Raw genomic sequence first — 23,362 nt, 5'->3', positions numbered from 1 at the left:
TGATGGCAGTGCTGGCTGTTGGTGGATGGTGACGGCTTCAATGGCGTCAGCCCTAACCATTCAAGGTTCGTGCCAAGCCCAAGGAAAGTCGGACCTTGAGTGTTTACAACAGATTAAGCCGGCATCGCCGGATTCCGTCGGCGCCTTTCGGCGCATCCAAAACTTGCGTCACGCTCATTTTTTGTGCGCCGCACTCGAAACCGCCCCTTCGATCGGGGGTGTCAGCGACGGCCAAAAAACGCTACCAGCGGCCATCCTGGCGATGGCTCAGGCGAAACCGAGCAGGCGTCAGGCATGGCAACAATCCGGATCAATACCGAACTGGCGCTGGCGGCATTACGCCGTTCGGCGACGACGCTGAAGGCAGCCATTGCCGTTTCAGCTGCGGCGATCCTGTCAGAGACCGACGGCGACCTGCAGGCCAACAGCAGCGCCGCGCTCGCCCATTTCGATGACTTCGGTCAAAAGCTCGAAGCGGTGAGCGCCGCGGTACAGGACAAGAACGCGCTTGCCGCGGCCGTTGTGTCGCATGCGGGCGTCAGCGAGGTCGACCTCGATGCGCTCGGCAGACAGATCGAGCTCATTCACGGCCTGCTCAAGACCACCAAACGCAGCCTGCGCGCCGTGGTCGGCAGCCGCACGCGCGACGGCATCGACATCTTTGCCGGGCACGTCGGGAGCCTCGGACGCTCCCTGCAGCACCTCGCCTTCCATGCCGGCGAACCGGCTGCCACGACGCCGTTCATGTTCGAGCAGTTCTTTCTCGAGACGATGGCCGACCTCGGGCAGCGCGACTGGAGCGACGGGGCCTAGCAGCCGCGTGCTTGCGTCACCTCGCCGCGCCAGGCAGGCGGCGGCGAGCTGCTCACGCTTCCTTATTCTCCGGCATCATCGGCTGCGGCGCGGTGCCCTGCCCCGGCTTCATACGGAAATTATAGGTCAGCAGATGCCACGGGCCGTTGCTGGGCTGCCCGTCGGGCATCGCGCCATCATTGCGCGCCTCGATGGTCGCGATCAGCTCGTCCTTGACTCCGAACACCACGTCCGAATCCAGATATTTGTCTCCACCCATAAAGACATGCGTCACCAGCGGCTCGTAGCCTGGGGCATCGACCAGAAAATGCACATGCGCCGGTCGCATCGGGTGACGGCCGGTCTGCAGGATCATCTCGCCGACCGGGCCGTCGGTGGGGATCGGGTAGCTGCAGGGAAGTATGGTGCGGAAATACAGCCGGCCATCGGCATCGGTGATGAAGCGCGCCCGCGACGACGGTCCCTCGGTCGCATAGGCCTCCTTCTGTGAATCGTAAAAGCCATCATCATCGGCATGCCAGATATCCACCGTCACACCCGCCAGCGGCTGGCCGGCCAGATCGGTGACCCGGCTTTGCACGAACATCCGCTCGCCTTGCAGCCCGGGCGATATGTCGGCACCTGACGGCATCGGCGCATGCTCGCCGACATAAAACGGACCCAGTACGGTGGTTTCGGTGGCGCCGTCGCGTTCGCGGTGGTTCACCGCATCCACCAGCATGGAGACGCCGAGCACGTCGGACAGCAGGATGAATTCCTGGCGGATCGGGCTGCATTTCTGCCCCGTGCGGGTCAGGAAATCGATCGCATACAGCCATTCATCAAAGGTCAGGTCCGTCTTGCGAACGTAATCGTGCAGCGATTTGACCAGTTCCCGCAGCAGGAATTTTGCGCGCGGATCAGGAGTTTTGGCAAAACTGTCGATCACCGCGGCGGTAAGCTCGGTATCGTTGAACTGGGTCATGAGGGAGTCCTGCCTAGCTTTTCTTGATTTCGCCGGCACGATACACCAAGCCATTTCCTGGAGTAAGATCGTAAGGTCGCGATCGGAGCGGCCTGGCCGGACGATTCCGGCCCACCTCGGAGTGACGTTGCGATGCATGTTAACAGCCCGATGCCCTTAGCCTCTCCCGAAGCCGCCGGCATGTCCGGCGCGGCGCTCGCCCGCATCGATGCGCATCTGAAGCAGAATTACATCGACGCCGGCCGGTTTCCGGGCACCCAGCTGCTGATCTATCGCCGCGGCCAGATCGTGCACCGGGCGGTGCAGGGCCTTGCCGATGTCGAGCGCCAGATCGCCATCAAGGACGACACCATCTTCCGCATCTATTCAATGACGAAGCCGATCACCTCCGTCGCGTTCATGATGCTGGTCGAGCAAGGCCTCGTCGCGCTCGATGAGCCCGTGCACAAATATATTCCCGAATGGAAGGATCTCGGCGTATTCCAGGCAGGCATCACGCCGCCCTTCATGACGCGGCCGCCGGCGCGGCCGATGCTGATCATCGACCTGCTGCGCCACACCTCGGGCCTTACCTACGGTTTCCAGCAGCGCACCAATGTCGATGCCGCCTATCGCGCGCAGAAGATCGGCGAGATCGAAAAGGCCGGCACGCTACAATCGATGATTTACGATCTCGGGCGAATTCCGCTGGAATTCTCACCCGGCGACGCCTGGAATTATTCGGTATCGACCGATGTGGTGGGCTATCTCGTCGAAAAGATCAGTGGCATGGCGTTCGAGCAGTTTTTGCAACGGCGTATTTTCGATCCGTTGGGGATGGTCGATACCGGATTTTTCGTACCCGCCGCCAAGGCGCATCGCCTGGCCGCCTGCTACGCCGCCGACGGCAAGGGCGGCATGATCCTGCAGGACGATCCCACTACCAGTTCCTTTCTGTCACCGCCGTCGCTGGTTTCGGGCGGCGGCGGCCTGTGTTCGACGGCCGCGGACTATCTGCTGTTCTGTCGCGCGCTGCTGAATGGCGGCGAATTCGGTGGCGTCAGGTTGCTCGGCCCGAAGACCCTGGCGCTGATGACCAGCAACCACCTGCCCGGCGGCCGCGACCTCACCCAGCTATCGAAGTCACTGTTCTCCGAGGCGACCTATGCAGGCGTCGGCTTCGGCCTCGGCTTCTCGGTGACGATTGACCCGGCGCAAACCATGATCCCGGGGAGCGCCGGCGAATATGCCTGGGGTGGGGCCGCGACGACATCGTTCTGGATCGATCCGACGGAACAGCTGATCGCGATCTTCATGACTCAGTTGCTGCCGTCCAGCGCCTATCCGGTGCGGCGCGAGCTGCGGACGATGGTCTATTCGGCCATCACAGAGAGCAACCTCTGAGCCGCGGGCCGGCTTACAGGCCGCGATCGCCCGAGGCCTTGGAAACGCCATCCGACACGGCCTTTTCGGCCCCCGGCGTCATCGCATCACACAGCGCCCTCAGCTCGGCGTCGCCGATGTGATGAATGCGCATTTGCAATTGCAGCACAGCCATCGCCACCAGTTGCGCGGTGTCGCGATCAGCCGGCTCCGACAGAAGCATCTTGCATTCCTCAAGACGCAGCATCACCGACCGCAGACGCATGGCAGAGCTAACCACCGGCTTTTTTCCCGTTCCCGAGCTTGCGAGGTAGAGTCGCGGCGATCCATTCGCTGGTTTCATAAACCTCTCCATAAATTCCGGATATCTTCGTCACGGTACGATGCACATCCACCGCGGAAACGTCATCGAGCGCGTGACTCGCCGAGGCATCATGCAGGAACACTGCCTTGTGGTTACGGTGATAGGCGTCGATCAGAGTCGACAGACATGCGGACTCTCCGGCGAAGCCGGCGAGGACGAAGCCACCGCGGCACTGGTTGATTAGCGACGTGAAGGGTTCGCACGCATAGCAGGACGGGCTGCTGCGCTCGAATATCATCTCGTTACGCTGCGGCTCGAAACCATCGATCCACCTTGCAAACGCGGTCGCCCTGTTGAAGAAGGCGGAATCGTCGAGAAAGCGCACGAACGCAATCGGCAGGCCAATGCTGCGACAATGCTCGAGCACACGGCGGCAATTTTCCAGCGCCTCGTCGATTTCGGGAATCGCGAGCATACGCGGCTTGGCCTGATATTCCTTTTGCACATCGACAAACACGACAATGGGAACGCTCGACGAATTGACGAAGTTGCGCAGGCTGACGACGGAGCTCATGCGGCCCCCCTCTGGATCGAGGGCCTTGTCACCGGTCGCGTGCGCGACTTGTCGAGTATGCCCGGACGGTGCCACTGGCCTTCCGGCCGGATGATCAGATAGGGATCGACACCGATGGAGATGGCGTTGGGGCGCCGTTCGGTGTTCATCTGCATCTCGACATAGTCGAAATCCGAGAATACCAGTTCCTGACCGCCTTCGAAGGTGCTGAAGCCGAACTGCGACCAGAATTTCACCAGACGTTTTTGCGCATGACCATAGATCCGCTGGTAGCCCTTGGCGTGGCACAGCTCGATCGCCGCCTCGACCAGCTGTGGCGAAATCCGCTGTTTGCGAAACTCCTTGCGGACGGCGAGCCGCTCGATCTTGGCAAAATCGGCGAAATAGCGAATCCGCAGACAGCCGGCCGGCTCGTTGCCGATGTAGCCAAGCAGATGCGTCGAACTGAAATCATTGCCGTCGAACTCCTCGAGATAAGGACATTCCTGCTCGCCGATATAGACGGCGCTGCGGATCGCTATCACCCGCATCATGTCTTCCATCGAGCGCACGACCGTCACGGCGATCGCACGATCCGGGTTCTTGCCGTGATAGCGATCATACAGCGGCGCATCGGCGTGAGCGCCGGATCGCGACAGGCTGTGCAGGCCGGGATGGCTCAGATTTTCAAAGGCCGCACCCGGTTCAAACCCCATGGTTTCCAGCAACCGCTTGCCGTCCTGGGTGACGGCGCGGGCGTAAAGATCGGCGTCGCCATAGAGCGGCGTGAACATCTTCTCGAATGCCAGCGGGACCCCCGCCACCAGTCCGTCGCGGGCCCACATCGCCCACAGATAGATGCCGGCGGGCCTCTCGTTCTGCCGACACAGCAGCGCCGAATCCGGGTCGCTGGCGTCAAACCGGCCTCCGACCAGCCGCCGGACCCCCTCGGCGTTGAGCATCAGAAACCCTACGAAGCCCCGCGGCGTCGGAGCGGGCTCCGCAAATGAGTCGCGCCGGGCGATCCCCCAGACCGAGTCGGGATTATGCGCCATCACCCGTCTCACCGTCTGTTGCGAGGCCAGTCCGGGAAGATCGTGCTCGGCGGCCTTGAGCAACGGGCCGAGGGCATCGGCAGCGAGGGTAAACACCACCACGGTACCGGCGAAGACCTCCAGATTGTCGGCTGGAAGCGGATGCTTCGCCGGATGTACCGCCGGCGGATAGGTCGGCGTCGCGCCGGTGATGATCGGATAATGTGCCGTCATTGCGACCCCACGTTGTGAAGTGAGCGGTATTCTGACAAGTTAAAATAGCAGGAGGGCCAATGTATGCGTCAGTTGGCGGAAAGGGGTGTTCCTCGGCAAGAACACTTGGCTGGTAGTCTTCAGCGTCTGACGGACTGGGACGCCGCGCGTATTTTTCTGGAAGTGGTACGAAGTGGCAGTTTCCGGTCGGCCGCCGAGCGGATTGGCCAATCGATCAATCTGGTACGCCGGCGGATCGACGATTTCGAACGGCAGATCGGCGCCACGCTGTTTACGCGTGATGTGCATGGCACGCGGCTGACCGATGAAGGCGCGCTGGTGGTCTCGGCGGTGGAGCGGATGGAGGCCGCCTCGTTCGACCTGCTGCGGGCCCGCGGCTCGGTAACGCAGACGTTGACGGGCGAAGTCCGCGTAGCGGTTACCGAAGGACTCGGTACCTTCTGGCTGGCACCGCGACTGGTTGAATTTCAGCAGGCCTATCCAAACCTTCTGGTCGACCTGAACTGCGCGATGAAGTCCGCCGACGTGCAGCGGCACGAGGCGGATATCTCGATCCAGCTGTCACGGCCGACATCATTGGACATGAAGGTGGTCAAGCTTGGTCGCATGCACGTGATGTTCTTTGCCAGCGAGAAATACATTGAAACCTTCGGTGCGCCCCACACGTATCAACAACTGCTAAAGCACAGGATCGTGATGCAGTTCGCCGAACAGACCGGCGCCAAGGAAATCTTCGAAAGCTGGTTTCCCGGCATACCGCAGCAGGATCTGGTGGTGATGCGAACCAATGTCAGCAGCGCCAACTACTGGGCTGTGGCAAAAGGAGCTGGCATTGGATTACTGCCGACATACGCTTTCGCTTTAAGTTCGAAAATAGTACCGTTGGATATTGATTTGCGTCGTCCCTTTGATATCTGGCTCTCCTATCACCCGGACAGCAACAGGATACCGCGAATCCGCTGTATGATTGATTGGATTATTGAAGCTTTTAACCCCAATAAATTTCCCTGGTTCAGGGATGATTTCGTACATCCAAACGATTTGAAGGCTGTGTATAAAGGTGAGCCATTGATCAATCAGTTCGAAGGTTTTACGAGCTGACGGCTCCAACAACAAATATAATTTTCCGAATCAACAAACTAAATGGTGACGAATGAAGCAACGTAGCGCCGGCAAACCCGACATCGAGATGGGCAAGAGAATCCGTCTTCGTCGTGTTGAGCAGAAGATCTCGCAGGCGGATCTGGGCGAACAACTGGGCGTCAGCTTCCAGCAGGTACAGAAGTACGAAAAGGGCGTCAATCGTGTCGGCGCCGCGCGCCTTCAGCAGATCGCGACCGCGCTCGACGTGCCGGTCACCTTTTTCTACGACGGCGACGGCAAGACCCGCGAAGTCGAAAGCCTGCTGTTTCTCGACAGCGCGTTCAGTCTGCGGCTGCTCCGGGCCTATAGCCGCATCAAAAGCCAGACCGTGCAGCGACAGATGGTCGTGCTGATGGAAGCGATCGCCGACGAGGACAAGTAATCGTCGTCCTCAGGCACCGGAGCGACCCGGTCGCCTGGCGGCGGATCACCTCTCTCATCCAATGAGAATTGTCCTGTCGCCCGCGAGGGCGTGGTATTTCACGTCTGTGAAATGCGTCTGGCACGTTGGTGGCTGCGATTTCCCTAAATTCAAGGGGAGCGCTATGGGCACAGCCAGGATCAACGCTGATGCTGACCGCAAGCCGGTCTATCATTCACTGTCCGCGCAGGTGCTGGTCGCTCTGCTGCCGCGCATCAAGTTTCTCACCTACCTCCGCGCGGAGCTGACCATCGTGCTGGCGACCACCTCGTCGGGTGTGATGTCGGCACAGATCATGCGCAGGCTGGAGCGCCTCGGCGTCAAGGATTCGGTGGCCGGGCTGATGATCCCCACCGGCTACTCGCGCAACCCCGGCGCCTTCTCGATCCACCTCACGCTCGCCGTGGTGTTCATGGCCCAAGCCACCCGGACGCGGCGCGGCATCCTTATGCCGCTCCGCAGATCCGGACCACATCAAACGCTGTCGCCCATCGCGGCCGGCTCAGCGAAGCCGCGCTTCGCTCCGCATCGCGTCCGGGGCACGAAAAATGACCTTACGGCGTCAGTACCGCGCGGCCGACCAGCTTGCCTTCCCTGAGTTCGTTCAGCGCCGTATTGGCGCGGGCCAGCGGCATCGGGATCACCGGGATCGGCGCGACGTTCTTGGTGCGCACCAGTTCCAGCAATTCCTTGGTCTCGCCGAGATTACCGACGTAGCTGCCCTGGATCGTCAATGCCTTCATGGCGATCAGCGGCAGCGCCCAGGTCGCTCCGCCGCCGAACAGGCCGACGATCACCAGCTTGCCGCCCTTCGACAGGCAGTCGAAAGCGAGCTGCGTGGTCGCGGTATTGCCGACCAGATCGATCACCGACAAGATCGGTCCGCCGGCGAGCTTCGCCAGTTGCTCCAGCGCATCGGGCGCGGCGCCGTCAACGGCGCCGAGCGCGCCAGCCTTGATGGCCGCCTCGCGCTTGCGGGCATCGATGTCGACGACAATGGCGCCCTTGCCGCCCATCGCCTTCAGCAAGGTCAGCGCCATCAGACCCAAGCCGCCAGCGCCGAAGATCACGATCGGATTGGCGAAATCCTTCTCGACCTTCTTCAGCGCGCTGAAGGTGGTAACACCAGAGCAGGCATAGGGCGCGGCGGTGACGGGATCGAGGCCCTTGAGATCAAGCAAATAGCGCGGGTGCGGCACCAGCATGTGATCGGCGTAGCCGCCGTCGCAATGCACACCGAGGCAATTGGACTTCAGGCACATGTTCTCTTCACCGGAGAGACAGGCGGCGCATTTGCCGCAGCCGATCCACGGATAGGCCAGCGCGATATCGCCGATCTTGACGCCACCCGGCTCCATGGGCGCGTCCGGGCCGAAGGCCAGCACTTCACCGACCGTCTCATGGCCCATCGTCATCGGCAAATTGATGCCACGTTCCTTCAGCGACAGCCGCTTGCGGCCGTGGCCGAGATCGTAGCCGCCCTCCCAGATGTGCAGGTCGCTGTGGCAAACGCCGGCGGCCTTGACCCGGATCAGCACCTGCGTGCCGGTCGGCCGCGGCGTCTGCACGTCGACTTCCCGCAGCGGCTCGTTGAATTCGGCGACCTTGAAGCTCTTCATGGCGTCTTCTCCGGTTATTTGTTTTTGCTTGTTGGATTCGTAGGATGGATTGAGCTTTTGCCAAACCCATCGAGGCCGCTGGTGGGTTTCGCAACAGCTCAACCCACCCTCCGGATTGTTATGCCGGCGCGCCGGCGCCCTGGATCGCGTTCCAGACTTTTAGCGGTGACAGCGGCGTGTTGAGCTGGGTGATGCCGAGCGAGCTCAGCGCGTCCATGACGCCGTTGACGATGCAGGGCGGACCGCCGATCGCGCCGGACTCGCCGCAGCCCTTGGCGCCGAGCGGGTTGGTGACGCAGGGCGCGGAGCCGTCGAGGGTGACGAACAGCGACGGCAAATCGCCCGCGCGCGGGATGCAATAGTCCTGATAGCTGGCGGTGAGCAACTGGCCCTCCTCGTCGTAATGCACGCCTTCATACAGCGCCTGACCAATGCCCTGCACCACGCCGCCATGCACCTGGCCAGTGACCAGCACCGGGTTCACCGCGACGCCGACATCATCCACGGTGGTGTACTTCACCACATTGGTGATGCCAGTCTCGGGATCGATCTCGACTTCGCAGATATGCGTTCCGTTCGGCCAGGTCGGACCGTCGGCGACGCCGGTGGAATCGACGCTGAGCCGCGCATCCTTTTCCGCCCTGGCGATTTCGAACAGGCCGACGCGCTTGTCGGTGCCCACGACGGTGAGGAAGCCGCCGGAATATTCGATGTCCTCGACGGAGGCTTCCAGCATGTTGGCGGCCTTGTCGCGCGCCTTGGCGATCAGGTCGACCGCAGAGACCACGGCCGCGGTGCCGCCGACGAACAGCGAGCGCGAGCCGACGCTACCCATCCCGACGATGACGTCGGTATCGCCCTGGATCACGTCGATCCTGTCGATGCCGATACCCAGCGATTCCGCGACCAGCTGCGAATAGGCGGTCTGCAGTCCCTGCCCCATCGCCTGGGTGCCGGAATGCAGGATGACGCGACCTTCGGCGGTCGCATGCAGGCTGACTTTCTCGGTCGTTCCCGGACCGCCGGTCCATTCGATATAGCTGGTCAGGCCGCGGCCGTAGAGCAGCCCCTTCTTGTTGGCGGCCTTCTTGCGCGCCGCGAAGCCGTCCCAGTCCGACAGTTCAGAAGCGCGGTCGAGCATGTGCGCAAAGGCACCGCTGTCATAGGTCTGGCCGACGGCGTTCTTGTAGGGAAACTGCGTCGGCTTGATGTAATTGACCTTGCGGATCGCGCGCGGGTCCATGCCGATCTGGCGCGCAGCGGCGTCCATCAGTCGCTCGATGATGAATACAGCCTCCGGCCGCCCCGCCCCCCGATAGGCGCCGACCGGCGCGGTATGGGTCATCACCGCCTTGATCTCGTAATGCACCAGTTGCAGGTCGTAGACACTGGTCTGCACGAACGGGCCGAGCACCAGCGGAATGATCACGCCGGTACCGGACATGTAGGCGCCGGTACCGCCGATCGACTTCACCCGATAGGCCTGGACGCGGCCGCTGGCGTCGAGCGCGATTTCGGCGGTCGAGGACAGGTCACGGCCATGGGTGCCGCCTACAAAATCGTCGGTGCGGTCGCCGCGCCAGCGGATCTTGCGACCGAGCTTGACGGCGGCATAGGCGACGATGCCATCTTCGGGATACAGGCTGGTTTTCTGGCCGAAACCGCCGCCGATATCGCCGACCACCACGCGGATGCTGTCCTTCGGACGCTTCAGGATCGCGTCGGCCAGAATATCGCGGGTCGAGGCCGGCGTCTGCGACTGCACATGCAGCGTCAGACGGCCGGATTTCGGGTCGACCTCGGCGATGGTGCTGCGCGGCTCCAGCGCCGACGGCATCAGGCGCTGACTGACAAGGTCGAGCGAGACGACATGCTTGGCGGCGGCGAAGGCGGCTTCCACCTTGTCGGCATCGCCATAGCTGGTAGCCGCCACGATATTGTCCGGCGCGGCCGGCCACACCACCGGTGCCCCAGGCTGCATTGCCGCGGCGAGATCCACCACCGCCGGCATAACATCATAGATAATCTCGATCGCCTCGGCGGCGAGTTGCGCCGCGCTCCGCGAATTGGCGACGATGGCCGCTACCGACTCGCCGGCGTAGCGCACGATCTCGTGGGCCAGCAGCCGACGCGGCGGAAAGGTCGCCGCCGAGCCGTCCGGCCGCTTGAAGATCGGGAGCGTCGGCAGCGTGCCGACATCGTCGGCGACCAGATCGGCGCCGGAGTAGATTGCCTCGACGCCCGGCATCGCCCGCGCGGCCGTTATGTCCATCGAGACGATTCGGGCATGCGCATGCGGCGAGCGCAGCACATAGAGCCACAATGCGCCGTCTTCCGGCTTGTCGTCGATGAAGAGACCCTGCCCGGTCAGAAGTCGCTGGTCCTCGAGGCGCTTGGGCGAGAGACCCGCGCCAAAGCGCATGTTGCCGGGCAAAATGTTCATGAAAGGATCCTATGGCGCGGAGATCGAGCGTGATTGAACCGGTTCTACCCCATAACCGCGGCAGCAGCCAACAGCACCACGGACAATGCAGAAAAGCCGGATGGCATGGAAGGTTGAGACCGGTTCTTGACCCACGGGATACGCCGTATCGAGGTCACGCCATGTCGCTCAGCAACACCTCGATCACCTCGCGTTCGTTCGAAGTAAGAGCCGCCTGCGGCGAGAGGGGATCACCGACCTCATAGCCCTGGATCGCCAGTCCGGTGTTGATGCAGGCGGCGAGGTTGTAGCGGGTAAACGCTTCGTTGAGCTGCCACATCCGGCGCTGCAGCGCCATCGCTTCGTCCCAACGCTGCGAGCGGCACAGATTGTACAGTTCGACGCTCTGTCGCGGCACCACACAGGCTGATCCCGACATCCAGCCAACGCCGCCGACCAGCATCACCGCCGCCGGGATGTGCGCCGAAGCCGAGAACACCTTCAGGTCGGCACCGCAGCGGTTGATGATCGACAGCAGGCGGCCGGTATTGGTGGAGGCATCCTTGATATACTGAATCCGCGGATGCTGCGCGAGCCGGGCCACCACGTCGATCGCAAGGTCGGCCCGCTGGAACTGCGGGTTGGAGTAGATCACCACCGGAATGTCGACGGCATCGGCGATGGCACGAAAATACGACTCGACCTGCGCGTCTTTGAGCGGGAAATACGCCTTCATGATCGCCAGAATGCCATCGGCGCCGGCCTTCTGATAAGACATGGCCTGCGCCACGGCGTCGACCGTCGAGGTCGAGGCCACGCCAGCCACCACCAGCACACGCCCTGCGACCGCCTCGATAGTGGTGAGCACCACGGTCCGCCGTTGCTCGCGGTTCAGATAGGCAAATTCGCCGGTTGAACCGAGCGGCGCCAGTCCATGCACGCCCGACGCCACCAGATGATCGCACAGCCGACCCAGCACGTCGGTGCGAATCCGGCCGTCGCTATCGACCGGCGACACCGGATAGGGAAACACGCCGTGAAAACCGCCTGCGTGCGGGATCACTTTTTCTCTGCCAGCGTCACGCCAGCGAGCTGCTCGCTGAGCCTGGCGATGGCGGTGTGATCCTCGCCCTTGCCAAGCATCGTTCCGGCGCTGGCCCACATCTCGCGGCACAGCGCCGCGAACGGGGTCGGCGCGGCATGGTCACGGCCAACCTCGAGCGCGATCGAGAGATCCTTGACCATCAGGTCGAGTCCGAAGCCACTGTCGAATTTGCGCGACAGAACAAACTGTTTGAGCTTCTTCTGCGTGCTGTTGTTCATGCCGGTGGAGGCATTGAGCACGTCGGTCATGACAGCCGGATCGAGCCCGAACTGCTGGCCGATCACCAGCGCTTCGACGGCGATCAAGAATCCGCCGGCGGATACCAGATTGTTGAGCGCCTTCATCGCCTGCCCCGCGCCGACCGGTCCGATGCGATGAATGGTCGTGCCCATTGCCCGCAGCACGGCCTCGACACGATCCAGCGCCGCCGCCTCGCCGCCGCTCATGATCGCCAGTTCGCCGGTGATTGCTCGTGAAACGCCGCCAGACACCGGTGCGTCCAGCACAACCACGCCAATCGATTCCAGATCTTTCGCGATCTTCTGCGTCGCAGCCGGCGCGCCCGAACTCATGTCGATCAGAATCTGTCCGGCTCGCAGACTGCCACGAATCTGCTCCACCACCGTCGCCACATGCGCCGAGGTGGGCAGCATGGTGATGATGACATCTGCCTCCCGTGCCGACTCCGCCAAATCCGTCGCGGCGGTGCCTCCAACGGTCGCGACGAATTCCATCGCACGGCCTGCCACCGCGTCGCTGACGGCAACCTCAAAACCCGCTTTCAGCAGCTGAGCGGCCATCGGCCAGCCCATATTGCCGATGCCAATAAAGCAGACGCGCTTCACAATGTTCATTCGGCAGCACCGGCGGTCTTGTCGAGCGCGCCTTCGGCCTTCAGCACATCATGCGCGGCCTTGAACGCCTCGAGGCCGGCAGGGATGCCGCAATAGACGGTGGCGTGCAGCAGGATTTCCTTGATCTCATCCACGGTGACGCCATTGGCCAGCGCCCCCTTGACATGCAGCTTGATTTCGTTGGGCGCCTTCAGCGCGGTCAGCATCGCCAGATTCAGCATGCTGCGGGTCTTGCGATCGAGGCCCGGTCGGGTCCAGGCATAGCCCCAACACCATTCGGTGGTGATGTCCTGGAACGCCATCATGAAATCATCGGCTTTGGCGATGCTGCCATCGACATAATCCTTGCCCAACACGTCACGGCGGACTTCGAGACCTTCTTTGAACATCTTGCTATCGCTCATGGCTTCCATCCCGACTCGTGGTCTTGTTTCAGCTCGTTGCTTCAACCTTCGGAATCCAGTGGAGTTTTGTCAACAACCCTTAGAGCCGCCGAACGACAACCTGAGTAAGGCGACGCGCAAGGGAGGTGAGCGACATCAGCCTTTCGGGGCGAAGTTTTCGATCATGCGCAGCAGCACCCGCGCGCCGATATCGGCATCTGGGGCCTCGACATGTTCGGCCGGATTATGGCTCACGCCGCCGCGGCAGCGCACGAACAGCATCGCAACATCGGTGATATCGATCATCGCCATGCCGTCATGGCCGGCGCCGCTCGGCAGTTCGAACACCGGGCAGCCTTCCGCCATCACGGCGGCGGCGATCTGCTGTTGCAGCCATGGCGCGCAAGGCACCGTGCGGTTCTCGTGGGTGACGTTGATGTCCAGCTGCAGGCCACGCCGCTTCACGATCTCCTCGATCTGGCGGACGATGTCGGCGACGGCCAGCTTGCGGAACGGGTCACGCGGGCTGCGAATGTCGATGGTGAAAGACACCATGCCGGGAATGACGTTGGTGGCGCCAGGCATCGCGTTGATATAGCCGACGGTGCCGACCAGACCATCACGATCGGTGGCGCAGAATTCCTCGATCGCCACGATACATTCGGCCGCGCCCGCCAGCGCGTCGCGGCGCAACGCCATCGGCACCGTGCCGGCATGGCCCGCGATGCCGCGCAGTTCGACCGCCAGCCGGGTCGCACCGGCGATCGCGGTGACGACACCGACCGGCAAGTGCTTTGCTTCCAGCACCGGGCCCTGCTCGATATGCAACTCGACATAGGCCAGCACCTCGGCAGGCGCCCGCGCCGCGGCGCCGATATGGTCGGGGTCAAGCCCGAAGGTCTGCATCGCCTGCCGCATCGTTACGCCCCGCCGGTCCTTGCTGCCGAGCGCGCTTTCGTCAAAGGTGCCGGCGATGGCACGACTGCCGAGCAGCGTGGAGGCGAAGCGCACGCCCTCTTCGTCGGCAAAACCGGTGACCTCGATAGCGAATGGCAAGCGCACGCCGCGCGCATGCAGATCGGCGACGCAGGCAATGGCCGTGATGACGCCGAGCGGGCCGTCCCAGCGACCGGCATCGCGCACGGTATCATAATGCGAGCCCAGCATCAGGCACGGCAGGCCGGGCCGTTCGCCCTCATAGCGACCGCAGACATTGCCGATGGCATCGAGATGCGCCGCCATTTCGGCCTCCCGCATCCAGGCCATGATCATCTCGGCACCCGCGCGATGTTCCGGCGTCAGGAATATCCGGGTCAACTGCCCAGGCGCTTCGGTAATCGCCGCCAGCGCATCGATGCGCCCCGCGATCTGTTCGCCGAACAACAGGCCAGCCAGCCCGGTGACTTTCGCTTCCATCGCAATCATGCTTTTTATTGCGCCACGCATTGTCGCGGCATGAGATCACTATCGCGCCGCGATCCTAATTGGACGGACCGGTTCTGGCGAATCCGGCCGATCCCGGCAAGCTGGAGACCAGACAGCCATGGACGATCCAACCAAGTTGACCGCCGCGGAGCGCGACGCGTTGTTTCTGCGCCGCTCGTTCGACGCCGGCCGCCGCGCCGTGGCGCAGGGCAATCATCCGTTTGGCGCCGTGCTGGTCGACCAGGACCACCGGCTGTTGCTCGAGGCAGGCAACGCCTTCATGCCATCGCATGACGGCACCGCCCATGCCGAGCGACTGCTCTGCACCGAGGCCGCGACCCGCTTCAGCCCCGATATTCTCAAGCGGGCGACGCTGTATTCGTCGGCGGAGCCCTGCGCGATGTGCGCCGGCGCGATCTACTGGACCGGCATCGGCCGCGTGGTGTTCGGCCTCGGCGAGGCCCGGCTGAAGGCGATCACCGGCAATCATCCGGAAAACCCGACTCTGGACATGCCCTGCCGCGCGGTGTTTGCGAGCGGCCAGAAGAGTATCGAGGTGGTCGGCCCCATACTAGAAGACGAGGCCGCGGCGCTGCACGAGAATTTCTGGGCAGAGAAGAATTGATCCGAAGAATCGCACCGGCCGCTGGCGCAGTCAAGGAAATGGCGCCGTGGATCTCTCCCGGCGCCATTTTTCGTCCGTCGCCAGTCTATATCAGAACTTGACGGTGATACCCGAGTACAATGACTTCTCGGTGCAAGCTCCAGCCACGACACCAATGCAGGCACCGCTGGCGTTATGGTCGAGGCCGAACTTGTTTTCCCAGTAACGGTACGCAACCCAGACATCGACATTGTGCGTGTACTTCGGACCCCAGACGGCCTTGCTGGCGTCAAAGGTCAGACGGATCGGCTCGCTGTTGATCTCGGTCTTGGTCTTGGTGTTCGTGACGGCGTTGAAGGCCAGCGGATTGGCTTCGTTGCCCTTCGGGCCGTAGAAGCCGGCGCGACCACTGATCGCAAAATACGACAGGCTCGGCGGCAGGAAGCCGAGGTCCATGTAGTAATTCATTTCGACCGCCCAGGTGCCCTTGAACTCGGTATTGCCGTCCGAATTACAGGTCACGCCGGGGACTCCGGGTCCGAACAGGCCGCACTGCGAATAGGCGTTGTGGTTGATTTCCTTGTAGTACAGCGGATTGACGTTGAAGAAGCCCTTGTAAGGCAGGTCAAACGCGAACTGCACACCGGTGACGATGTCTCGCTTGGCCGCGCCGAAATAGCGGTCTTCCGTGTTGGCATCGGCGCCGATCACGAACGACACGTTGCGCAGCGGGCCGTAGCTGAACGCCTTGGTGTTAAAGATTTCGTTGAAACCGAAGGTGCTGCGGATAAGGCCGTAGATTTCGGTGGCGCCGGCGCAGCCCGTCGGGCCGCCCGGGGCGAGGCACGGACCAGCCGGATCAGCATGGTCGGACTTCAACAGATCGATGTTGAAAAAGTTGGTGCCGTAGGCCCAGATGTCGAAATGGGTAAAGGCATAGACCTGCTTCGCCGTCTTGCTGGCACTGCCGGGCTGGGTCGCGGTGAACTGGTAGGCGAAGGTGACGCGGTTGTCGTTCAGCAAAAAGAACGGCAGGTCGACGATCGGCTTGGCCTTGACCGGAAACGGCGCCAGATCGGCGGCACTGGCCGCGCCCATCGGCGCCAGTGTTGCAAGCGACAACATCGTCGCGGCTGCCATGGATCGATACATGGATCGATAGTTGAATTCCATTTGTTGATACCCCACCCGGTTGACATGATTGGTAACGAACTTGTTCCAACCCTCGCCGCAATTCCGGATGGCGCGAAGCCTCAACTTTTTCCAGAGGGTGCATCATGTTTCATCAACAACTCCAGTATGTTCCGGGTTTCAGTTGAAATCCCGCGCGCCACCGGAGGGTGCCATGACACCGAAATCGTCGGCCCCTGGAGCAAGTTACGGTTTGTAAAGACTGGACTTTTTGCGACGTTCTGCCGCACCATTTCGCCGCATTACGGCTTCAATTGATCGTTTGCCAAGGCGGCTCAAAGCGCTGCTCATGTTCTCGGCAGGTGAGAAGGCGGGCGCTGCGATTTCCAACCCTCCGTCACAATTGTGCAACACATTTGCCGCCATGCGGACTTTAAACCCGCACCGTCGGCCTTCACGGCGCGGCAAAAACATCAGCCTTGGACAGGTTGTGTCCAGAATCGCTGGCATTCGCAATCTTGCCAAATCACTGGGCAAATTGTGGCGCTTTTTCGAGATTTACGTTGCATCCTGGTTCGGCACACACTTCAAGGAAGCCTCCTCTCACGCGTGGTAGCGAATGCCGGACCCCAGCCCCATCGACCCGCATGCCGGCCAGGCGCCGCTGTTGCAGACGCGGGGTCTGACCAAGCGTTACGGCAGTTTCGTCGCCAACGATGCCATCGACATCGACATCTGGCCGCGCGAGATCCATGCGCTGCTGGGCGAGAACGGCGCCGGCAAGTCGACGCTGGTGAAAACCATCTACGGACTGATTCAGCCCAGCGACGGCGAGATGCGGTGGCAGGATGATAAGATGGTGCTGTCCGGACCGCATGATGCGCGCGCCCGCGGCATCGGCATGGTGTTCCAGCACTTCTCGCTGTTCGACAATCTCACGGTGGCGGAAAACGTCGCCCTTGGCCTCGACGGCAAGGAGTCCTTTAAGGACATGTCGGCGCGACTCGAGGAAGTTTCGCGAGTCTACGGCCTGCCGCTCGATCCAAAGCGCGAGGTCTGGCAGCTGTCGGTCGGCGAGCGGCAGCGCATCGAGATCGTCCGCGTGCTGATGCAGAATCCGAAATTCCTGATCCTCGACGAGCCGACCGCGGTGCTGACGCCGCAGGAGGCCGACCAATTGTTCGTCGTGCTGCGCCGACTGAAGTCGGAAGGCCGCTCGATCCTCTACATCAGCCACAAGCTCGACGAGGTGAAGCGACTCTGCGACACTGCCACCATCCTGCGCGGCGGCAAGAAGATCTCGACCTGCGTGCCGCGCGACGAGACCGCCGCCTCGCTGGCGCGGATGATGGTCGGCGCCGAGATCAAGCAGGTGAAAGCCGTGCTCGGACGCCAGACGACCATCCCGCGGCTGCTCGTCAACGACCTCCATTTGTCGCCGGATGAGCCACACGGCGTGCATCTGCGGAACATTTCGCTGGAGTTGAAGGGTGGCGAGATTCTAGGGATCGCGGGCGTTGCCGGCAACGGTCAGGACGAATTGTTTGCCGCCTTGTCCGGCGAGCGGCTGTCGAAAGACCCGGGCACAATCGTGATCGACGGACACGCCGCCGGTCACCTGTCGATCACCGCGCGCCGCAAGCTCGGCGCGGCCTTCGTGCCGGAAGAGCGGCTCGGCCACGGCACCGCGCCGCGGATGCGACTATCGGAGAATGCGCTGCTGACCGGCCACGCCGCGTCCGGCATGGTGCAACACGGCTTCATCAACACCGCGGCGACACTGTCGACCGTCGATCGCGCGACCAAGGCCTTCGACGTCCGCAAGGCCAAGCGCGACCCGGAAGCGGCGTCGCTGTCCGGTGGCAATTTGCAGAAGTTCATCGTCGGTCGCGAGATCCTGCGAAAGCCGGTCGTGCTGATCGTCAGCCAGCCGACCTGGGGCGTCGATGCCGGCGCGGCCGCGGTCATTCGCCAGGCTTTGCTCGACCTCGCCGCCGAGGGCTGCGCCGTTCTGGTGACCAGCCAGGATCTCGACGAACTCGCCGAGATCGCCGATCGCATCGCGGTGATGTTTCATGGCCAGCTCTCCGCGCCGCTGGCGACCGCCGACGCCAGCCGCGAAACGCTCGGCCTGTTGATGGGCGGCAGCAGCCTGACGCCGAAGGAGCCGCTCGATGCAGCTGGTACTTGAAAAACGCGTCGAGCGATCGACCGCCATCGCGCTGGTCTCGCCTGTCATCGCCATCGGCCTGACTATTATCACCATGAGCATCCTGTTTCTGATGCTCGGCAAGAACCCGGCCGCTGCGCTGGCGGTGTATTTTATTACCCCGCTCACCGACAGCTATTCGCTGCAGGAGATCGCGGTGAAGGCCGCGCCCCTGGTGATGATCGCGATCGGCCTGTCGATGTGCTATCTCGCCAATGTCTGGAACATTGGCGCCGAGGGTCAGTTTCTGGTCGGCGCCGTGGCCGGCAGTTGGCTGGCCGTCAAGACCCAGGGCACCGACGCCGGCGTATGGGTATTACCCGCCATGCTATTGATGGGCGCCGTCGCCGGCGCGCTCTATGCGCTGATCCCGGCGATCTGCAAGGTGCGGTTCGGCGCCAGCGAAATCCTCGTCAGCCTGATGCTGGTCTATGTGGCTGAACTGTTTCTCGACTATCTGGTGCGCGGCCCGTGGCGCGATCCGGCCGGCTTCAACTTTCCGACCACGGCGGAGTTCGATCCCGTCGCCACCGTGCCGCTACTCATCGAGGGCGGACGACTGCATCTCGGCGTCGTCATCACGCTGGTCGTGGTCGCCGCGGCCGCGGTGCTGCTCGGCCGCACCATCAAGGGATTTGAAATCCGCGTCGTCGGCGCCGCGCCGCGCGCCGCGCGGTTCGGCGGCTTCCGGTCGAACCGGCTGATCCTGCTGACATTTGCAATCTCCGGCGCGCTCGCCGGCCTTGCGGGAATTATCGAGGTGGCCGGTCCGATCGGCCATCTGCAACCCGGCATTTCGCCAGGCTACGGCTTCACTGCGATCATCGTTGCATTTCTCGGAAGGCTCAACCCGGTTGGAATATTAATTGCAGGGCTTTTTCTGGCGCTGACGTTCATCGGCGGCGAGCAGGCGCAGATCGCAATGAAGATCCCACTCGACATGACCAAGGTGTTCCAGGGCATCCTGCTGTTCTACGTGCTGGCCTGCGACTCGCTGATCCTATACCGCATCCGGCTGATCACAGCGCAGCGAAAGGCCGCCGATGGAATTGCTTGAAGCCATCATCCTGGCGGTGCTGGCGGCGTCGACGCCGCTGCTGATCGCCGCCACCGGCGAGCTGATCACCGAGCGCGCCGGCGTGCTCAATCTCGGCGTCGAGGGCATGATGATCATGGGCGCGGCCTGCGGCTTTGGCGGCGCGCTCTACAGCGGCTCGGTCTTCGTCGGGGCGCTGTGCGGCATTGCCGCCGGGGTGGCTATGTCGCTGGTGTTCGCGCTGATGACGCTGGGCCTCGCGGTCAACCAGGTCGCCACCGGCCTCGCGCTGACCATCCTCGGGATCGGCCTGTCCGGCCTGATCGGCGCCGGCTTCGTCGGCGAGCGCATCACGCCGGCCGCGCATCTCAACATCCCGGGCCTCACCGACATTCCCTTGATCGGCCGCATTCTGTTCGGCGAGGACGGCTTCGTCTATCTGTCGCTGCTGCTGGTGATCGCGGTCTGGCTGTTCCTGTACCGCTCCCGCGCCGGGCTGATCCTGCGCGCCGCCGGCGACAACCACGCCTCCGCCCATGCGCTGGGCTATCCCGTGCTGCGCATCCGGCTTTACGCGGTAATGTTCGGCGGCGGCTGTGCGGGTCTGGCCGGCGCCTATCTGCCGCTGGCCTATACGCCGTTCTTCATTCCCGGGATGACGGCCGGCCGCGGCTGGATCGCACTGGCGCTGGTGGTGTTCGCATCCTGGCGGCCGGGGCGGCTGGTGATCGGCGCCTATCTGTTCGGCGCGGTGACCATCCTGCAGCTGCATGCGCAGGGCTGGGGCGTCGGCGTGCCGTCGCAACTGATGTCGGCGCTGCCCTATCTGGCCACCATCATCGTGCTGGTCGTGATCTCGCGCGCGCGAACCGGTGGTTCAACCGCGCCCGCGGCGTTGGGGACGGTGTTCGTTCCCGATCGATAGAAATCCGCGGCACGCGCGACGGGGCGCGCGGGCGGCGGGATCAACAGGCAACCCCTTGGTCATTGGAGATACGCATGAGAAAGCTTGTTCTTGCGGCGACGGCGGCGCTGTTCACCGCCGCGATCAACGTCAGCGGCGCCCAGGCTGCCGACAAACTGAAAGTCGGATTTATCTATCTGGGCCCGATCGGCGATCTCGGCTGGACCTATCAGCATGACCTCGCCCGGCTCGCCATGCTCAAGGAATTCGGCGACAAGGTCGAGACCACCTTTCTCGAAAACGTCAGCGAAGGCCCGGACTCCGAGCGCTCGATCGAACAGCTGGCGCGCGCCGGCAACAAGCTGATATTCACCACCTCGTTCGGCTACATGGAGCCGACGCTGAAGGTGGCGAAAAAATATCCCAACGTGCATTTCGAGCACGCCACCGGCTACAAGCGCGACAAGAACGTCTCGACCTATTCCGGCCGGTTCTATGAAGGTCGCTACATCCAGGGCATCATCGCCGGCAAGATGTCGAAGTCGGGCGTGCTCGGCTATATCGGCTCGTTCCCGATCCCGGAAGTGATCTCCGGCATCAACGCCACCATTCTGGGCGCGCAGACCGTCAATCCGAACATCAAGGTCAAGATCATCTGGGCCAACACCTGGTTCGACCCGGGCAAGGAAGCCGACGCCGCCAAGGCGCTGCTCGACCAGGGCGCCGACATCATCATGCAGCACACCGACAGCCCGGCGCCGATGCAGATCACCTCGGAGCGCGGCAAGCTGGCGTTCGGCCAGGATTCCGAAATGATCAAGTTCGGACCCAAGACCCAGCTCACTTCGATCATGGACAATTGGGCGCCGTATTACATCCAGCGCGTCAAGGCCGAACTCGACGGCACGTGGAAGTCGGAAGATACCTGGGACGGCCTGAAGGAAAAGATCGTGGTGATGGCGCCCTATACCAACATGCCCGACGACGTGAAGAAACTGGCGATGGACACAGAAGCTGGCATCATCGCCGGCACCATCAAGCCGTTCAAATGCCCGGTGCTCGGCCAGGACGGCAAGGAAGTCGAATGCAAGGGCGGCGACCACCTCGCCGACGGCCAGGTGCTCGGCATGAATTTCTACGTCAAGGGCATCGACGACAAGGTGCCGGGGAAGTAACGGCGGCGCTTTCTTCCCTCTCCCCCTGTGGGAGAGGGGGGCCGCGCGCAGCGCGGACGGGTGAGGGGTAATGTCCCACTCCGAAGGCCCCCTCATCCGACGCGGACTTCGTCCGCGCCACCTTCTTCCACAAGGGTAGAAGGAAACAGCAATGAGTTCCGCCCTACCCCGCCTGCATCGCCCTCGCCGCCGCGCCATGCCGCCGGATCAGATCGCCAACATCCAGCCCCGGAATCACGCCGTCGATCACCCGCCACTGGCCGCCGACCATGACGCGGTCGGCACGGTGCGCGCCGCACAGAACCAGCGCCGCGAGCGGATCGCCGTGACCGGAGAAGCGCAGCTCATCCAGCTTGAACAGCGCCAAATCCGCCATCCGGCCGACCGCGATTTCACCCAACTCCGGCCGACCAACGCAGGCCGCGGAGCCCCTGGTCGCCCAGCGCAGCGCGTCTAGATGACTGACGCGGCCGACACCATAGCGTGCCCGCTGCAGCAGGAACGCGGTCCGCACTTCCTGCATCATATTGGAGCCGTCATTCGATGCCGAGCCATCGACGCCGAGCCCGATCGAAACCCCGGCATCCTCCATGTCGCAGACCGGGCAGCAGCCTGAAGCGAGCAACTGGTTACTGCAGGCGCAGTGGCTGATGCTGATGCCGGCGCGGCCCAGCCGGGCCATCTCGCCGGCGTTAAAATGAATACCGTGCGCGAGCCACGTCCGTTGGTGCAGCCAGCCGGTCTGTTCGAGATAATCCAGCGGCCGGCAGCCATAGATCTCCTCGCAATAGCGGTTCTCGTCCTCGGTCTCGCCAAGATGGGTATGCAGCCGGACATTGAGTTTCTCGGCCAGCACGGCGGTTGACGCCATCAGCGACGTCGTCACCGAAAATGGTGAGCAAGGCGCCAGCGCGATCTGCACCATGGCGTCCATGCCGCGCTCGTGGAATTTTTCCACCACGCGCTCGCTGTCGGCCAGGATCGTATCCTCGTCCTGCACCACGCTGTCCGGCGGCAACCCGCCATCCTTGACCGAGCGGTTCATCGAGCCCCTTGTCAGCAGCACCCGCATGCCGAGCCGCCGGGCCACCCCGACCTCGATATCGACGGATTCTTCGAGCCCGGCGGGAAACACGTAATGATGGTCGGTGGTGGTGGTGCAGCCCGACAGCAACAGCTCGGACATTGCCACGGTGACGCCGAGTTCCAGCGATTCCGGCGTCAGCCGCGCCCATACCGGATACAGCGCCTGCAGCCAGGGAAACAGCTCGCGACCCAGCGCCGCCGGCAGCGCGCGGGTCAGCGTCTGGTAGAAATGATGATGGGTGTTGATCAGTCCCGGCAGCACCACATGCGCCGAGGCATCATAGGCGGAGACATCCGCCGTGATCGGTTGACCGCCGGTCGGCACCAGTTCCACAATGCGGCCATCCTTGATAACGACGCCGCGCTCGGCGCCCTCGGCGAAGATCGCCAGCGGGTCCTTGATCCAGGTAGCGGGCATCTTGCATCTCCCTTGGCGCGTCACAGCCGTCTTGCATTGGTTTTGCATTCGTCTTGCAATCGTCTTGCAATTCATGAACCAGCCGCGATACTTCGAATTGGCGTTGGTCTTGCAAGACGATTTCAACAGACTGCATACAGGATCGACAGCGAGTTGAAAGCAC

General features: G+C 62.8%; 21 protein-coding genes and 1 pseudogene. 10 read left to right on the top strand and 12 right to left on the bottom strand.

Features of this window, described 5'->3' with window-relative positions:
* Nucleotides 1–294: 294 nt before the first annotated feature.
* Complete coding sequence (locus Q0S16_RS22100) at nt 295–813, top strand: hypothetical protein (RefSeq protein ID WP_295853163.1); 519 nt, start codon at nt 295–297, stop codon at nt 811–813.
* A gap of 52 nt (nt 814–865) precedes the next feature.
* On the opposite strand, the gene Q0S16_RS22095 is transcribed toward Q0S16_RS22100, so the two are convergent.
* Nucleotides 866–1,777, bottom strand: coding sequence for an intradiol ring-cleavage dioxygenase (locus Q0S16_RS22095; RefSeq protein ID WP_295853159.1), 912 nt, complete (start codon nt 1,775–1,777; stop codon nt 866–868).
* Between the two features lie 132 nt (nt 1,778–1,909).
* Between Q0S16_RS22095 and Q0S16_RS22090 the strand changes: the two genes are divergently transcribed.
* A complete protein-coding gene (locus tag Q0S16_RS22090) occupies nt 1,910–3,160 on the top strand; it encodes a serine hydrolase domain-containing protein (RefSeq protein ID WP_295853158.1) in 1,251 nt (416 codons plus the stop codon).
* Nucleotides 3,161–3,173: 13 nt separating this feature from the next.
* Here Q0S16_RS22090 and Q0S16_RS22085 read toward each other — a convergent pair whose 3' ends face one another.
* The 3 genes from Q0S16_RS22085 to Q0S16_RS26455 are packed head-to-tail and all read right to left on the bottom strand — an operon-like array spanning nt 3,174 to nt 5,264.
* Nucleotides 3,174–3,419 (bottom strand): hypothetical protein, encoded by a 246-nt coding sequence (locus Q0S16_RS22085; protein ID WP_295853155.1) that lies wholly within the window; start codon nt 3,417–3,419, stop codon nt 3,174–3,176.
* On the bottom strand, nt 3,412–4,017 hold the full coding sequence (locus tag Q0S16_RS22080) for an isochorismatase family protein (RefSeq protein ID WP_295853153.1): 606 nt from the start codon (nt 4,015–4,017) through the stop codon (nt 3,412–3,414). Before Q0S16_RS22080 ends, Q0S16_RS22085 begins: the two co-directional genes overlap by 8 nt.
* Entirely contained in the window at nt 4,014–5,264 is a 1,251-nt protein-coding gene (locus Q0S16_RS26455; RefSeq protein ID WP_366517855.1) for a GNAT family N-acetyltransferase, read from the bottom strand. Before Q0S16_RS26455 ends, Q0S16_RS22080 begins: the two co-directional genes overlap by 4 nt.
* Before the next feature lie 63 nt (nt 5,265–5,327).
* Here Q0S16_RS26455 and Q0S16_RS22070 point away from each other — a divergent pair, with 63 nt between their 5' ends.
* The 3 genes and pseudogenes from Q0S16_RS22070 to Q0S16_RS22060 form a co-directional block, all read left to right on the top strand.
* The gene (locus Q0S16_RS22070) at nt 5,328–6,365 is read left to right on the top strand and encodes a LysR family transcriptional regulator (protein ID WP_295853151.1); all 1,038 of its coding nucleotides are present in this window, start codon (nt 5,328–5,330) and stop codon (nt 6,363–6,365) included.
* A gap of 52 nt (nt 6,366–6,417) precedes the next feature.
* On the top strand, nt 6,418–6,789 hold the full coding sequence (locus tag Q0S16_RS22065; protein WP_295853147.1) for a helix-turn-helix transcriptional regulator: 372 nt from the start codon (nt 6,418–6,420) through the stop codon (nt 6,787–6,789).
* Between the two features lie 253 nt (nt 6,790–7,042).
* Nucleotides 7,043–7,261, top strand: a pseudogene (locus Q0S16_RS22060) (cation:dicarboxylase symporter family transporter); the annotation flags it as partial.
* A 121-nt stretch (nt 7,262–7,382) separates the two neighbouring features.
* On the opposite strand, the gene Q0S16_RS22055 reads toward Q0S16_RS22060, so the two are convergent.
* The 6 genes from Q0S16_RS22055 to Q0S16_RS22030 form a co-directional block, all read right to left on the bottom strand.
* Nucleotides 7,383–8,447: an alcohol dehydrogenase gene (locus Q0S16_RS22055; RefSeq protein ID WP_295853143.1), complete on the bottom strand. Its 1,065-nt coding sequence runs from the start codon at nt 8,445–8,447 to the stop codon at nt 7,383–7,385.
* 118 nt (nt 8,448–8,565) lie between these two features.
* On the bottom strand, nt 8,566–10,890 hold the full coding sequence (locus tag Q0S16_RS22050; RefSeq protein WP_295853138.1) for a xanthine dehydrogenase family protein molybdopterin-binding subunit: 2,325 nt from the start codon (nt 10,888–10,890) through the stop codon (nt 8,566–8,568).
* A gap of 154 nt (nt 10,891–11,044) precedes the next feature.
* Entirely contained in the window at nt 11,045–11,932 is an 888-nt protein-coding gene (locus tag Q0S16_RS22045) for a dihydrodipicolinate synthase family protein (protein WP_295853136.1), read from the bottom strand.
* Complete coding sequence (locus Q0S16_RS22040) at nt 11,929–12,828, bottom strand: NAD(P)-dependent oxidoreductase (protein WP_295853131.1); 900 nt, start codon at nt 12,826–12,828, stop codon at nt 11,929–11,931. The genes Q0S16_RS22045 and Q0S16_RS22040 overlap by 4 nt, the downstream gene beginning before the upstream one ends.
* Nucleotides 12,825–13,232 carry a carboxymuconolactone decarboxylase family protein gene (locus tag Q0S16_RS22035; RefSeq protein WP_295853128.1) on the bottom strand — a complete coding sequence of 136 codons (408 nt, stop codon included), beginning with the start codon at nt 13,230–13,232 and terminating at the stop codon, nt 12,825–12,827. The genes Q0S16_RS22040 and Q0S16_RS22035 overlap by 4 nt, the downstream gene beginning before the upstream one ends.
* 135 nt (nt 13,233–13,367) lie before the next feature.
* Complete coding sequence (locus Q0S16_RS22030) at nt 13,368–14,627, bottom strand: allantoate amidohydrolase (protein WP_295853121.1); 1,260 nt, start codon at nt 14,625–14,627, stop codon at nt 13,368–13,370.
* Between the two features lie 127 nt (nt 14,628–14,754).
* On the opposite strand from Q0S16_RS22030, the gene Q0S16_RS22025 reads away from it, so the two are divergent.
* Entirely contained in the window at nt 14,755–15,261 is a 507-nt protein-coding gene (locus Q0S16_RS22025; RefSeq protein ID WP_295853117.1) for a nucleoside deaminase, read from the top strand.
* Nucleotides 15,262–15,351: 90 nt separating this feature from the next.
* On the opposite strand, the gene Q0S16_RS22020 is transcribed toward Q0S16_RS22025, so the two are convergent.
* Nucleotides 15,352–16,413: a hypothetical protein gene (locus Q0S16_RS22020; RefSeq protein ID WP_295853115.1), complete on the bottom strand. Its 1,062-nt coding sequence runs from the start codon at nt 16,411–16,413 to the stop codon at nt 15,352–15,354.
* A 577-nt stretch (nt 16,414–16,990) separates the two neighbouring features.
* On the opposite strand from Q0S16_RS22020, the gene Q0S16_RS22015 reads away from it, so the two are divergent.
* The 4 genes from Q0S16_RS22015 (at nt 16,991) to Q0S16_RS22000 (ending at nt 21,695) form a co-directional block, all read left to right on the top strand.
* The gene (locus Q0S16_RS22015) at nt 16,991–18,562 is read left to right on the top strand and encodes an ABC transporter ATP-binding protein (RefSeq protein ID WP_295853113.1); all 1,572 of its coding nucleotides are present in this window, start codon (nt 16,991–16,993) and stop codon (nt 18,560–18,562) included.
* Nucleotides 18,546–19,637 (top strand): ABC transporter permease, encoded by a 1,092-nt coding sequence (locus Q0S16_RS22010; RefSeq protein ID WP_295853111.1) that lies wholly within the window; start codon nt 18,546–18,548, stop codon nt 19,635–19,637. Before Q0S16_RS22015 ends, Q0S16_RS22010 begins: the two co-directional genes overlap by 17 nt.
* Nucleotides 19,624–20,541 carry an ABC transporter permease gene (locus tag Q0S16_RS22005; protein WP_295853108.1) on the top strand — a complete coding sequence of 306 codons (918 nt, stop codon included), beginning with the start codon at nt 19,624–19,626 and terminating at the stop codon, nt 20,539–20,541. The genes Q0S16_RS22010 and Q0S16_RS22005 overlap by 14 nt, the downstream gene beginning before the upstream one ends.
* Before the next feature lie 74 nt (nt 20,542–20,615).
* The gene (locus Q0S16_RS22000; RefSeq protein WP_295853104.1) at nt 20,616–21,695 is read left to right on the top strand and encodes a BMP family ABC transporter substrate-binding protein; all 1,080 of its coding nucleotides are present in this window, start codon (nt 20,616–20,618) and stop codon (nt 21,693–21,695) included.
* A gap of 163 nt (nt 21,696–21,858) precedes the next feature.
* Here Q0S16_RS22000 and Q0S16_RS21995 read toward each other — a convergent pair whose 3' ends face one another.
* Nucleotides 21,859–23,199, bottom strand: coding sequence for an 8-oxoguanine deaminase (locus Q0S16_RS21995; protein WP_295853101.1), 1,341 nt, complete (start codon nt 23,197–23,199; stop codon nt 21,859–21,861).
* Nucleotides 23,200–23,362 lie beyond the last annotated feature (163 nt).

The organism is Tardiphaga sp. (assembly GCF_025356345.1).
In the GTDB taxonomy this organism is placed as follows: domain Bacteria; phylum Pseudomonadota; class Alphaproteobacteria; order Rhizobiales; family Xanthobacteraceae; genus Tardiphaga.
Note: the sequence above shows the minus strand (reverse complement) of the source record. Positions and strands in the feature narration are given on the sequence as shown.

Bases quoted from the DNA above. Each gene is read 5' to 3' on its own strand.
- Q0S16_RS22025 (WP_295853117.1), top strand. From the start codon at position 14,755: ATGGACGATCCAACCAAGTTGACCGCCGCGGAGCGCGACGCGTTGTTT.
- Q0S16_RS22035 (WP_295853128.1), bottom strand. From the start codon at position 13,232: ATGAGCGATAGCAAGATGTTCAAAGAAGGTCTCGAAGTCCGCCGTGAC.
- Q0S16_RS26455 (WP_366517855.1), bottom strand. From the start codon at position 5,264: ATGACGGCACATTATCCGATCATCACCGGCGCGACGCCGACCTATCCG.
- Q0S16_RS22000 (WP_295853104.1), top strand. From the start codon at position 20,616: ATGAGAAAGCTTGTTCTTGCGGCGACGGCGGCGCTGTTCACCGCCGCG.
- Q0S16_RS22015 (WP_295853113.1), top strand. From the start codon at position 16,991: ATGCCGGACCCCAGCCCCATCGACCCGCATGCCGGCCAGGCGCCGCTG.
- Q0S16_RS22095 (WP_295853159.1), bottom strand. From the start codon at position 1,777: ATGACCCAGTTCAACGATACCGAGCTTACCGCCGCGGTGATCGACAGT.
- Q0S16_RS22055 (WP_295853143.1), bottom strand. From the start codon at position 8,447: ATGAAGAGCTTCAAGGTCGCCGAATTCAACGAGCCGCTGCGGGAAGTC.
- Q0S16_RS22100 (WP_295853163.1), top strand. From the start codon at position 295: ATGGCAACAATCCGGATCAATACCGAACTGGCGCTGGCGGCATTACGC.
- Q0S16_RS22050 (WP_295853138.1), bottom strand. From the start codon at position 10,890: ATGAACATTTTGCCCGGCAACATGCGCTTTGGCGCGGGTCTCTCGCCC.
- Q0S16_RS21995 (WP_295853101.1), bottom strand. From the start codon at position 23,199: ATGCCCGCTACCTGGATCAAGGACCCGCTGGCGATCTTCGCCGAGGGC.
- Q0S16_RS22070 (WP_295853151.1), top strand. From the start codon at position 5,328: ATGCGTCAGTTGGCGGAAAGGGGTGTTCCTCGGCAAGAACACTTGGCT.
- Q0S16_RS22090 (WP_295853158.1), top strand. From the start codon at position 1,910: ATGCATGTTAACAGCCCGATGCCCTTAGCCTCTCCCGAAGCCGCCGGC.
- Q0S16_RS22065 (WP_295853147.1), top strand. From the start codon at position 6,418: ATGAAGCAACGTAGCGCCGGCAAACCCGACATCGAGATGGGCAAGAGA.
- Q0S16_RS22080 (WP_295853153.1), bottom strand. From the start codon at position 4,017: ATGAGCTCCGTCGTCAGCCTGCGCAACTTCGTCAATTCGTCGAGCGTT.
- Q0S16_RS22040 (WP_295853131.1), bottom strand. From the start codon at position 12,828: ATGAACATTGTGAAGCGCGTCTGCTTTATTGGCATCGGCAATATGGGC.
- Q0S16_RS22005 (WP_295853108.1), top strand. From the start codon at position 19,624: ATGGAATTGCTTGAAGCCATCATCCTGGCGGTGCTGGCGGCGTCGACG.
- Q0S16_RS22010 (WP_295853111.1), top strand. From the start codon at position 18,546: ATGCAGCTGGTACTTGAAAAACGCGTCGAGCGATCGACCGCCATCGCG.
- Q0S16_RS22030 (WP_295853121.1), bottom strand. From the start codon at position 14,627: ATGGAAGCGAAAGTCACCGGGCTGGCTGGCCTGTTGTTCGGCGAACAG.
- Q0S16_RS22020 (WP_295853115.1), bottom strand. From the start codon at position 16,413: ATGGAATTCAACTATCGATCCATGTATCGATCCATGGCAGCCGCGACG.